This window comes from Thioalkalivibrio denitrificans, assembly GCF_002000365.1.
GTDB lineage: Bacteria > Pseudomonadota > Gammaproteobacteria > Ectothiorhodospirales > Ectothiorhodospiraceae > Thioalkalivibrio_A > Thioalkalivibrio_A denitrificans.
Map to the genome: position 1 here is coordinate 1 of NZ_MVBK01000001.1, position 11,441 is coordinate 11,441.

Here is an 11,441-nt window from a genome sequence, read left to right on the forward strand (position 1 = left end):
CCCTCCCCCGCTTGCGGGGGAGGGCCAGGGAGGGGGCCTTCCTTCCCACTTCCCAATTCTCACTTCCCACTTCCCCGCGACTTGCTATAGTTCCAGCATTTCCCCCATCTTTCGCGGGTGATACCGGTGACAGAAGACACCGTGACCGTGCTCGTCGTGGACGATGATCCCCAGGTGCGCTCGTTGTTGAGCGACTATCTCTCCGAGCACGGCTATGCGGTGATCGAGGCGGCCAGCGGCGCCGCGCTTCGCGAAGCGGTGGCCCGGCAAGTGCCGCAGGTGGTGCTGCTGGACGTGGGCCTGCCCGGCGAGGACGGCCTGTCGCTGGCACGTTTTCTGCGCGAGCAGTTCGACCTGGGCATCATCATCGTCTCGGGGGCGGGTGAGACGGTGGACCGCATCGTGGGCCTCGAGGTCGGGGCCGATGACTACATCACCAAGCCCTTTGATCCGCGTGAGCTGCGAGCCCGCCTTAAGAGCGTGCTGCGCCGCTACCAGCGCCCGTCGGCCATCAGCCAGGCCGCCGCCGGGGCATCCGTGCAGGGCACGCGGCGGGTCGTCATGGGGCGTTGCCAGCTCGATCTGGACACCCGCCAACTTCTGGATGCCGACGGCGGCGAGCTGCCGCTCACCGCCATGGAGTTCGATCTCCTGAACGTGTTCGCCGCCCGCCCCAACCGCCCGCTCTCCCGGGACCAGCTCATGCAGCTCACCCGCAACCGCGAGTGGGATCCTGCCGATCGCAGCATCGACATCCACATGACGCGCCTGCGCCGCAAGCTCGAGGTGGATCCGGAACATCCCCGCGTGCTGCGCACGGTGCGGGGCGTCGGCTACATGTACGTGCCGGCCCCGGTGTCACGCCCGAATCCCGCCGCGTAACGGCAGCGTTTCAATTGTTGCGCAATTGTTATCGAGCCTCTCGTGCGGGGAGGCCGTTGATACACTGCGCCCAAGGGCTTTGTGAACCGAGCGGGGTGAATCCATGGAAGTGACAGATTCCCGGGCCGACGGGCAGACCATGGCCGGGCGCGAGGCCCCGCTTCAGGAGATCCTCGACAACACCACGGCGGTCATCTTCGTCAAGGATCGGGAGGGCCGCTACCTGCTGGTCAATCGCCGCTTTCTCGAGGTGGTGGGCCGCACGGCGGAGCAGGTTCTTGGCCGCCCCGAAACGGAGGTGGTGCCGCGCGGGGTGGCGGAGCGTTTTCGCGAGAACGATCGCCGCGTGTTTGAACGCGGCGAGCCGGTGGAGTTCGAGGAGACCTACCGGCTTCCGGATGGCGAGCACAGCTTCCTGTCGCTCAAGTTTCCGCTGCGCGATGCCGACGGACGGATCTACGCCGTGTGCGGCATTTCCACGGACATCACCGCGCGCAAGCGTACCGAGGAGGCGCTGCGCAAGGTGGCCATGGACGTCTCGGCTGCCGCGGGCGGCGACGTGCTGGCCGAGATCGCCTGCTCCGTGGCCGAGACCCTGGGCGCCGATGTGGCCATGGTGGGCAAGCGCGTCGGCGAAGAGCCGGTGCGCATCCAGGCCCTGGCCGTGTGTCTTCGGGGGGAGCGGGCAGGCCCCGTGGAGTATGCACTTGAGGGCACACCCTGCGCCCATGTGGTGGGGCGCAGCTTCCTGTACATCCCTGACGGCATCCAGAGTCGCTTCCCCGGGGACAGCATGTTCGCGGAACTGGACATGCACAGCTATGCCGGCTACCCCCTGTTCGATTCCGCGGGCGAGCCGACCGGCCTGATCGCCGTGCTGCACGGCAGCCGGCTGCCGGATGCCGAGTTCATCGAGTCCATCCTGCGCATCTTCTCGGTACGGGCCGCCGCCGAACTGGAACGCATGGCCGCCGAGGAGGTCCGCCGCGCCAGCGAACTGAGCTACCGGGCGATCATCGAGGCGAGCGAGGACGCCATCTACATCCATGACCTGGATACGGGCGCCATCGTCGACGTCAATCCCAAGGCCTGCCTGGCGCTCGGGTACAGCCGCGATGAGATGCTGCACCTCACGGTGGATCAGTTGAGTTCGGGGGTGCCGCCCTACACGGGCGCGGAGGCGGCGCGGCTGATCGACCGGGCCCGGCACGGCGAGCGCCCGCGCTTTGAGTGGCACCGGCGCAATCGCGACGGCTCGCTGCACTGGGACGAGGTCTGGCTCAAGCGCGTCAATCTCGGCGGTGTCGAGCGCATCGTCGCCATCACCCGCGAGATCACCGAGCGCAAGGAACGCGAGGAGGCGCTCAGGCGCAGTGAGGATCGGCTGCGCGCCACGGTGGAAGCCTCGCTGGACTGCATCATCGGCATGGACACCGAGGGCCGGATCACGGAGTTCAACCCCGCCGCGGAACAGTGCTTCGGCCACCGGCGCGCAGAGGTGATGGGCAGGGTGCTGGCCGATCTGATCATTCCCGAGCGTTTTCGCGCGTCCCATCATGCGGGTCTTGCGCACTTTCGCGCCACCGGCGAGGGGCCGTATCTTGGCAAGCGTGTCGAGGTCACGGCGCAGCGTGCCGACGGCAGCGAGTTTCCCGCCGAACTGGCCATCGACGTGGTGCGCTCCGGGGAAGAGGACCTGTTCATCGGTTACCTGCGCGACATCACCGAGCGCCACCGTGCCGAGACCGCCCGCACGCAGCTGGAAACGCAGCTTCGCCAGGCACAGAAGATGGAGGCCATTGGCCACCTGACCGGCGGCATCGCCCACGATTTCAACAACATTCTGACCGGCGTCATGGGTTACGTGGTGCTGGCCCAGGAGCGTGCCGCGGCGGGCGGCGACGCCAAACTGCTTCAGTACCTGGAGCGGGCCTCGGAGTCGGCGGTACGTGCGCGCGACCTCATCCAGCAGATGCTCACTTTCAGCCGCGGCCAGCGCGGCGACCCGCGGCCGCTGGATCCCGTCCCCCTCGTCAAGGAGGCCATCAAACTGTTGCGCTCCACCTTGCCCGCCACCGTCTCGCTGGTCACGGAACTGAACGCGCGGGTGCCCGCGGTGCGCGCCGACCCCGTGCAGGTGGAACAGGTGTTGATGAACCTGTGCATCAATGCCCGTGATGCCATGGGCGGCCGGGGTGCCATTCATGTACGCCTGCGCCACCGGTCCGGTGTGCACGGCGTGTGCGCCTCATGCCGGGAGCCCGTGCAGGGCGACTTCGTGGAACTCTCCGTGGGTGACGAGGGTCCCGGCATCGCGCCCGAACACCTGGATCGCATCTTCGACCCCTTCTACACGACCAAGGGGCCGGGGCAGGGCAGCGGCATGGGACTGGCCACGGTCCACGGCATTGCCCATGAGCACGGCGGACACGTGGAGCTGGTCACGGCACCCGGAACGGGGGCCGAGTTCCGGGTGCTGCTGCCCGCGCTGGCAGAGGTACCGGACGGCAGGAATGAGGCCGCAGTCGGCTCGCGTCAGGGCGTGGAGGTCGCCTCGGCCCTGCACGGGCGGGTGCTGCTGGCCGACGACGATCCCTCCGCCGGTGCCTTCATGGAGGAACTGTTGCGCGACTGGGGGCTCGACGTGGTACGCGCCTTTGACGGCCTGGAGGCCCGGCGCCTTCTGCAAACCGATGGGCCGTTTCAATTGGCCCTGCTGGATCGCGCCATGCCCGGCCTCTCGGGCCTGGAGGTGGCGGCCTGGATCCGCGACCACGCACCGTCGGTGCCCGTGGTCCTCTATACCGGATACAGCGAGGACCTGGCCGAATCTGCCCTGGACGAGGCCGGCGTGCGGGCGCTGCTGCGCAAGCCCGTGAACATTGAGGCGTTGCGGCGGGTGCTTGAGGCGACACTCTCTTGAAGTGGGAAGTGAGAATTGGGAAGTGGGAATCAAACTACCCCCACCCTGACCCTCCCCCATGAGGGGGAGGGGAACAACAGGTAGAGACCGGTACCATCGTTTACAGATTTAACCGGGCACATGGTTTACAGGTAATTTGCATCGGGGAGGACGAACGAGCCGGTTGAAACCGGTAACCTTGTTTACAGATTGGACAGGACGCTACCGCTTTTCTCCCTCTCCCTCAGGACAAATCCGCCGGGAGCGGATTTGAACAGCCGACAGGCTGGCCCGAAGGGTGGAGGACAGGACGTCCGGAATTTGAGGGCCGGGGTGAGGGTGGTTTCATTCCCACTTTCCCACTTCCCACTTCCCACTTCCCACTTCCCACTTCAATTTCCCCGCAAACCATTCCGCAACATTCCGGATACACATCCCCAACGGCCCCGTTGCACGCGTGGCCCATGCTCTCCATCAACGGGACGCGGATCCGCCGCGATCCCGGCAAACCCGTGATGGAGGATTCAACCATGCTCAAGCGCATTCTGGTCTTCGGCTATGGCGTGACCTGCTACGCCATCTTCTTCGCCACCTTTCTCTACGCCATCGGTTTCGTCGGCAACCTGTTCGTGCCGCGAGCCATCGACGGCATCCCGGCGGTGCCCCTTTGGCAGGCCCTGCTGGTAAACCTGGGGCTGCTGGGCCTGTTCGCGGTACAGCACAGTGTCATGGCGCGTCCCGTCTTCAAGCGCTGGATCACCCGGTACATCCCGAAGGCGGCCGAGCGCAGCACCTACGTGCTGATCTCGAGCCTCGCCCTGATCGTGCTGTTCGCCAACTGGGAGCCCATGGGCGGCGTGATCTGGCAGGTGACGGACCCGGTCGGTCAGGCGCTGTTGTACGGCGGTTTCGCCTTCGGCTGGGGGCTGGTGCTGCTCGCCACTTTCCTGATCAACCACTTCGACCTGTTCGGTCTGCGCCAGGCCTGGCTGTACCTGATCGGACGTCCTTACACCGCGCTCGCGTTCAAGACCCCCGCGCTTTACCGCGTCGTGCGCCATCCCCTGTACGTGGGCTGGCTGTTCGCCTTCTGGGCCACGCCGGTGATGACCGTGGCGCATCTGGTGTTCGCGGTCATGACCACCGCCTACATCCTCATCGCCATCCGGCTCGAGGAGCGCGACCTGATGGACGCCCATCCGGAATACGCCGGCTACCGCCGCCGCGTACCCATGTTGGTGCCGCGCCTGCGCAAGAGCCGCAATCCCGGTAATCCCGCTGCGGAGACTGTGTGACCGACCGGGGCCGGCTCCGGCCGGCCCCAATTCCCACTTCCCGATTCGTACTTCTCACTTCAAAGAGGACTGCAACCATGGCCGCAACATCCCCTATCCATTTCGACGTCGAACACCTGCGCGAAGAGGTCCTTCGCACCTATGACCGCGTCGCGCGTGACCCGCACGGCAACTTCCACTTCCATCGCGGCCCCCGCTACGCGGTGGATTACCTGGGTTACGATGCGCAGGAACTGGCGCAACTGCCCGAGTCCTGCACGGCACGATTTGCCGGTGTCGGCAATCCGCTGCGCATCGCCACGGTGCTCGCAGGGCTGCCGGGCATCGATCCGTCCCAGGCCGGCCCCTACCCGGGCGAGACTGTGCTCGATCACGCCTGCGGCGCCGGCATGGACCTGCTGCTCGCCGCCCGCAAGGTGGGCCCGCACGGCCGCGCCATCGGCGTGGACATGACGCCCGCCATGCGCGCCTGTGCGCAGGCCTCGGCGGAACTGGCGAGGCTCGTCGAGCGCGTACAGATCCGCGCCGGCTACATGGAGAACCTGCCGGTGGACGATGCCAGCGTCGACCTGGTGATCTCCAACGGCGTGGTCAACCTGGCGCCGGACAAGACCCGCGTGTTTCGCGAGATTGCCCGGGTGCTGCGCCCGGGCGGGCGGCTGTATCTGGCCGACGTCGTGGTGCAGCGGGAACTGACCCTCGATGCGCGCGAGAACCCGGATCTGTGGGCCGCCTGCGTCGCGGGCGCGATGGTGGAGACGGAGATCCCCCTGCTGGCCGCCGAGGCGGGGCTTGTGGACGGACGCGTGGTGCAGCGCTTCGACTGCTTCCGCGACACCTCCGCCGAGGTCAAGGTGGCGAAGGATCTGTTCATCCAGGGGGTGAACTTCTACGCCAGGCGGATGTAAAGGAAGGCGCAAGTGGCAAGTGGCAAGGAAGACCACCCTCACCCCGGCCCTCCCCCTGAGGGGGAGGGAGAAAACGGGTCGGGGAGGGGGACTTGCCACTGGACACTGGTGGCCCCCAGGTAGGTCGGCCTTCAGGCCGACGGCGTGGCCTCGATAGGCACCTCCGTCGGCCTGAAGGCCGACCTACGACTCGCGCAGCGAGATAATCGGCCAGTCCCGGGCGGCGGCGTGATCGCCCAGGACCTCGTCCGGATCCACCGCAACCGGGTTGTCCACGCGCTCCAGGAGGGGGATGTCGTTCTGGGAGTCGCTGTAGAACCAGCTGCCCTTCATGGTCTCCGCGTTGTTCTCGAGCCAGGCTTCCAGCCGCCTGACCTTGCCGTCCTGAAAGCACGGGACGCCTCGCAACTCGCCGGTGTAGCGCCCGTCCCGGAACTCCGGTTCCGTGGCCAGCAGGTCGTCCACCCCCAGGCGGGCGGCAATGGGCTCGGTGATGAACAGATTTGTGGCGGTAATGATCAGCAGCGTGTGCCCGGCCTCGCGGTGGCCCCGGATCAGTTCCTCGGCGGCCGGCAGGATCAGGGGCTCGATACGCTCGGACAGGAAGCGGTCGCGCCACTCCAGCAGCGTCTTCAGGTCGTGCTCGGCCAGCGGTTTGAAGGCGAACCGGCAGAATTCGTGGATATCCAGGGTGCCCGCCTTGTACTGCTCGTAGAAGGCCCGGTTGGTGGCCTGGTAGGACGCCTCGTCTACCACCCCGATGTCCGTCAGGAAGCGCCCCCATTCGTAGTCGCTGTCGCCGGCGATGAGCGTGTTGTCCAGATCGAAGATGGCCAGTGTCACAGAATCCCCCTGTGTCCGTGTCCGGTGAACGGCGGGCATTGTATCGGATCGCGTCCTTTTGGGTGCGGTTTCGGGATTTGCCCGCGATGCGGGGTTGTGGAACAATGCGACGAAAGGCAGGGTTCCCGAGCGGGCAATGTAAGTGATTGATTGCGATGGATATAGACCCAATGTAGGCATCATTCTGAGCAATCAGGATAGACGCCTTTTCTGGGGGAAACGCATCGGCCAGCAGGCGTGGCAGTTTCCCCAGGGGGGCATTCGTCGCGATGAAAGCCCGCTCGAGGCCATGTATCGGGAGTTGACGGAAGAGACCGGTCTGCATCCGGAGCACGTGGAGGTCATCGGCAGTACGCAGGACTGGCTGCGTTACCGCCTCCCTCGTCACCTGATCCGGCGCCGCTCCAATCCGGTGTGCATCGGCCAGAAACAGATCTGGTTCATGCTTCGCCTGGTGGGTGACGAGGACTGCGTGCGGCTCGATTCGGTACCCACCCCTGAGTTTGACTCCTGGCGCTGGGTGGATTACTGGCGCCCCATGCGCGAGGTGGTGTTCTTCAAGCGCCACGTCTACCGGCGTGCCTTGCGCGAACTGGCGCCGTTGCTGTTCCCGGAAGGCGTACCGGGCCAGCACGGTTGGAGAAGTCACCGCCGGGGGAGGGGCGTTTGAGGCGAGTTCAGCCTAGTGTCGTGTCCCGCAAATATCTTGCCATTCAGAGCCCCGCAAAAGCGCCAAGGCAAGGCGCACACCGCAGGCAATGGCAGGCCCTTGGCAAGGTGTGCACCCATCTGCCGGGAGCAGATGGGGACGGCCGCAGGCCGGCCCGAAGGGCGGACTCCAGGGATGGAGTCCGCAACGCCGCATTGGCGCTTTTGCGGGGCTCCCTTCGGGCGCGGCTGTGCGGGCGTGTGGCGGTGTTACGCTTGCTTGAAAGGGGGTGGCCATTCCTGCGCAAGCGTGCCTTGCCACACGCCCGCACAGCCGCGCTGAATGGCAAGATATTTACGGGACACGACACTAGACCGCGGGTTCTCCGCAAGGGAGAACCCGAAACCTTCCCGTCCCCGGGTTTCTCCGAAGCGGCGGCCGGCGATGCTTGACATACTCCGGCGCATTGTCCAGGAAGTCAGCGCCGCCGAGGACCTGACCCAGGCGCTCGACATCATCGTCCAGCGGGTCAAGCACGCCCTCTCCATCGACGTCTGTTCTGTCTACCTCATGATGCCGGACCGCCAGCACCTGGTGCTGATGGCCTCGGACGGCCTCAATCCCGATTCCATCGGCCAGGTGAAACTGGAACTGGGCGAGGGCCTGGTGGGCCTCGTGGCCGAGCGGGCCGAGCCCGTCAACCTGGACAACGCTACGGATCATCCCAGGTTCCGGTACTTCCCAGAGACCGGCGAGGAGCGCTACCACGCCTTTCTCGGCGTACCCATCATTCATCATCGCCGGCTCATGGGTGTGCTGGTGGTTCAGCAGGGCGAGCGCCGCCGCTTCGACGACGAACACGTGGCGCTGCTCATTACCCTGGCGGCTCAACTGGCCGGGGCCATCAGCCACGCGGAGCTGACCGGCGAGGTTGGCCCCGGCCGCGGCCGGGGCCGTGAGCGCCAGCACAACCTGCAGATCACGGGTATTCCGGGCGCTTCCGGCGTGGCCCTGGGCACGGCCGTGGTGGCCTACGTGGCGGCGGAACTGGAGTCGGTGCCTGACCGTGAACCCGTGGTCTCGGTGGACGACGAGATCCGCAAGTTCAAGGAAGCCGTCAACCGGGTCCAGGACGAAATGCGCGTCATCAAGGAACGCATGTCCGGTGTCCTGCCCGCCGAGGAGCGCCTGCTGTTCGATGCGTACGTGATGATGCTCAACAGCGAGAGCATCATCAAGCGCACCGTGGACCGCATCCGGGAGGGAAACTGGGCCCCGGCGGCGTTGCGAGACACCATTCGCGAAAACTCGCGCACCTTCGAGGAAATGGACGACCCCTATCTGCGCGAGCGTGCGACGGACCTGCATGACATCGGCCGGCGCATTCTCGCGCACCTGGTGGCCAGCCATCGCTCCCCGGACGAGTTCCCGGAACGCACCATCCTCATCGGCGAGGATCTGACGGCCACGCAACTGGCCGAAGTGCCCGTGGAACACCTGGCGGGGCTAGTGTCGGCCCGCGGCACCGGTTCGTCCCACGTGGCCATCCTGGCGCGCGCCATGGGTATCCCGGCGGTGATGGGTGTGTCGGATCTCCCGGTGGGACGCCTCGAGGGCCGCGAGGTGGTGGTCGATGGCTACCGGGGCCAGATCTTCATCGAGCCCAACCGGGAGCTGCGCCAGGAGTTCCAGCGCCTGGTGGATGAAGAGCGCGAACTCACCGAAAACCTGCGCAACCTGGCCCTGGAGCCGGCCACCACCCAGGACGGCGTGGTCATCCCCGTGTATGCCAACAGCGGCCTGCTGGCGGACATCAACCCGTCCAAGCAGTCGGGTGCCGACGGCATCGGGCTGTACCGGACTGAGGTCCCGTTCATGGTGCGCGATCGCTTTCCCAGCGAGGAGGAGCAGATCGGCCTCTACCGGGAAATCCTCGCGTCGTTCGACCCGAGGCCCGTGACGCTGCGCACCCTGGACGTGGGTGGCGACAAGGCCCTGCCGTATTTCCCGGTCAAGGAGGACAACCCCTTCCTGGGATGGCGCGGCATCCGCATCACCCTCGACCACCCCGAGATCTTTCTCACCCAGCTGCGCGCCATGCTGCGGGCCAGCCAGGGTTTGAACAACCTGAACATCCTCTTCCCCATGATCAGCTCCCTGGCCGAGCTCAAGGGCGCGCAGCGTCTCTTGCAGCGCGCCCGGGAGGAGCTGCTGGACGAGCACTACGTGATCCCAATGCCCAAGGTGGGTGTCATGGTGGAAGTGCCCTCGGCGGTCTACCTGGCCGAGGCCCTGGCCCGGCGGGTGGATTTCCTTTCCGTGGGTTCCAACGACCTGATCCAGTACCTGCTGGCTGTGGACCGCAACAACACCCGGGTGGCGGAACTCTACAACGCCCTGCACCCGTCCGTCCTGCATGCCCTCCAGCAGGTGACCGACGGCGCCCGCAAGGCCGGCAAGCCGGTGAGCATCTGCGGCGAGATGGCCGCCGATCCTGCCGCCGCCATCCTGCTCATCGGCATGGGCATCGACTCCCTGAGCGTCAACGTCGCCTCACTGGCCCGGGTGAAATGGGTCATCCGCAGCTTCTCCCAGGAGCGCGCCCAGGAGCTGCTGGCCCAGTGCATGGAGATGGAAGAACCCGCCGCCATCCGCGCCCTGCTCAACAATGCGCTGGTGCAGGCGGGGTTGGGTGGGTTGGTACGGGCGGGGAAGGCGTGAACAAAAGGATGAAGGTTGAAGGATGAAGGTTGAAGCGGGGGGATGCTCGGCATTCATCCTTCATCCTTCCGCCTTCATCCTTAGCTTCTGAAGCACCCAAGAGGCGAAGAAGATGCCCAGTACCCCCCCCATCGCAATCACCGCCGGCATCACCTGCCGGCCGATCACCAGCACCACGATGCCCACCAGCATGAAGACGGGGATCTCGTTGAACCAGCGGTACCACTGGTGGGTGTGGCGGTTGGCGTCGCGTTTGAAATCCCGCACCAGCAGTCCGCACCAGATGTGGTAGGCGATCAACAGGGCTACCAGCAGGAGCTTGAGGTGCATCCAGCCGGCGACGTAGGCTTGGGGGTTCATGGCCATGATCCACAGGCCGAACCCGGCGGTCAGGACGGCACCGGGGGTCATGATGCCCCAGAAGAGCTTACGCTCCATCACCTTGAAGCGCTCGTTCCCGGCATCGTCCCGGGTCTCGGCGTGGTAGACGAACAGGCGCGGCAGGTAGAACAGGCCGGCGAACCACGTGACCATGAAGATCACGTGCAGGGACTTGGCCCAGAGGTAGGCCGTCATCCCAGCCAGCGCTCGAGATTACGCTCCACGACGTCCCAGTCGATATCACCCAGCTTCTGGTAGACGATGCGCCCCTCGGGCGAGATCAGGAAGGACGTGGGCGTCAGCCTGACCTGGCCGAAGGCCTGAGCGGCCTCGCTGTCCACGTCCTGGGCGATGATGTAGGGTAGGGCGCGTGTCTCAACGACCTCCCTGACGTGGTCCGCCCGGTCATAGGACATGGCGATCCCGACCACTTCCAGCCCGCGCGCGTTGTAGCGCTCGTGGAGCTCCACCAGGTGGGGCATCTCCCGGATGCAGCTGGGGCAGGTGGTGGCCCAGAAAGTGACCAGTACCGGCTGTCCGCGCAGGCCATGGATGGAAACCGTCTCCCCGTTGAGGGTCTGCAGGCTGACGTCGGGTGCCGGGCGCAGCCCTTCGGGCGCCAGCCAGAGGTAAAGCCCCCCGGCGACCAGCACGGCCACGATGGCGATGGCCAGAATGTCGCGTGTCTTCATGGATCGTCTCTTCCCGGGACCGGATGTTGCCGAAGGCGGAATATTACCGGTTGGAACCGCCGGCGTTAAGGAAAGTTCGTCTGCCGCGGGCAGCTGAGCCCCCGATTCTAGGAGCCTGTCGGACTTAGGTGTCCGTAGCGAGCCGCGTGGGAGAGCGAGGCCAATTTT

9 protein-coding genes are annotated in these 11,441 nt (G+C 66.0%); 6 read left to right on the forward strand and 3 right to left on the reverse strand.

Translation table 11 applies throughout. The features are described 5' to 3' along the window. The first annotated feature begins 126 nt into the window (after positions 1-126). The 4 genes from B1C78_RS00005 (at position 127) to B1C78_RS00020 (ending at position 5,987) form a co-directional block, all read left to right on the forward strand. Positions 127-882, forward strand: coding sequence for a response regulator (locus tag B1C78_RS00005; RefSeq protein WP_077277105.1), 756 nt, complete (start codon positions 127-129; stop codon positions 880-882). Between the two features lie 103 nt (positions 883-985). After that, positions 986-3,805 (forward strand): PAS domain S-box protein, encoded by a 2,820-nt coding sequence (locus B1C78_RS00010; protein ID WP_077277106.1) that lies wholly within the window; start codon positions 986-988, stop codon positions 3,803-3,805. Between the two features lie 509 nt (positions 3,806-4,314). Then, on the forward strand, positions 4,315-5,079 hold the full coding sequence (mddA, locus tag B1C78_RS00015) for a methanethiol S-methyltransferase (protein ID WP_245795242.1): 765 nt from the start codon (positions 4,315-4,317) through the stop codon (positions 5,077-5,079). Between the two features lie 77 nt (positions 5,080-5,156). Beyond that, the gene (locus tag B1C78_RS00020) at positions 5,157-5,987 is read left to right on the forward strand and encodes a methyltransferase domain-containing protein (RefSeq protein ID WP_077277107.1); all 831 of its coding nucleotides are present in this window, start codon (positions 5,157-5,159) and stop codon (positions 5,985-5,987) included. A 183-nt stretch (positions 5,988-6,170) separates the two neighbouring features. Here the strand turns inward: B1C78_RS00020 and B1C78_RS00025 are convergent, their stop codons facing one another. Continuing rightward, on the reverse strand, positions 6,171-6,830 hold the full coding sequence (locus tag B1C78_RS00025; RefSeq protein ID WP_077277108.1) for a histidinol-phosphatase: 660 nt from the start codon (positions 6,828-6,830) through the stop codon (positions 6,171-6,173). Positions 6,831-6,972: 142 nt separating this feature from the next. On the opposite strand from B1C78_RS00025, the gene B1C78_RS00030 reads away from it, so the two are divergent. Beyond that, the gene (locus B1C78_RS00030; RefSeq protein WP_077277109.1) at positions 6,973-7,500 is read left to right on the forward strand and encodes an RNA pyrophosphohydrolase; all 528 of its coding nucleotides are present in this window, start codon (positions 6,973-6,975) and stop codon (positions 7,498-7,500) included. Between the two features lie 423 nt (positions 7,501-7,923). After that, positions 7,924-10,200, forward strand: a complete 2,277-nt coding sequence (gene ptsP, locus B1C78_RS00035; RefSeq protein WP_077277110.1) for a phosphoenolpyruvate--protein phosphotransferase — start codon at positions 7,924-7,926, stop codon at positions 10,198-10,200. A gap of 60 nt (positions 10,201-10,260) precedes the next feature. Here ptsP and hemJ read toward each other — a convergent pair whose 3' ends face one another. Both hemJ and B1C78_RS00045 read right to left on the reverse strand, forming a co-directional pair. Continuing rightward, positions 10,261-10,776 (reverse strand): protoporphyrinogen oxidase HemJ, encoded by a 516-nt coding sequence (gene hemJ / locus B1C78_RS00040; protein ID WP_077277111.1) that lies wholly within the window; start codon positions 10,774-10,776, stop codon positions 10,261-10,263. Then, entirely contained in the window at positions 10,773-11,273 is a 501-nt protein-coding gene (locus tag B1C78_RS00045; protein WP_077277112.1) for a peroxiredoxin family protein, read from the reverse strand. Before B1C78_RS00045 ends, hemJ begins: the two co-directional genes overlap by 4 nt. Positions 11,274-11,441 lie beyond the last annotated feature (168 nt).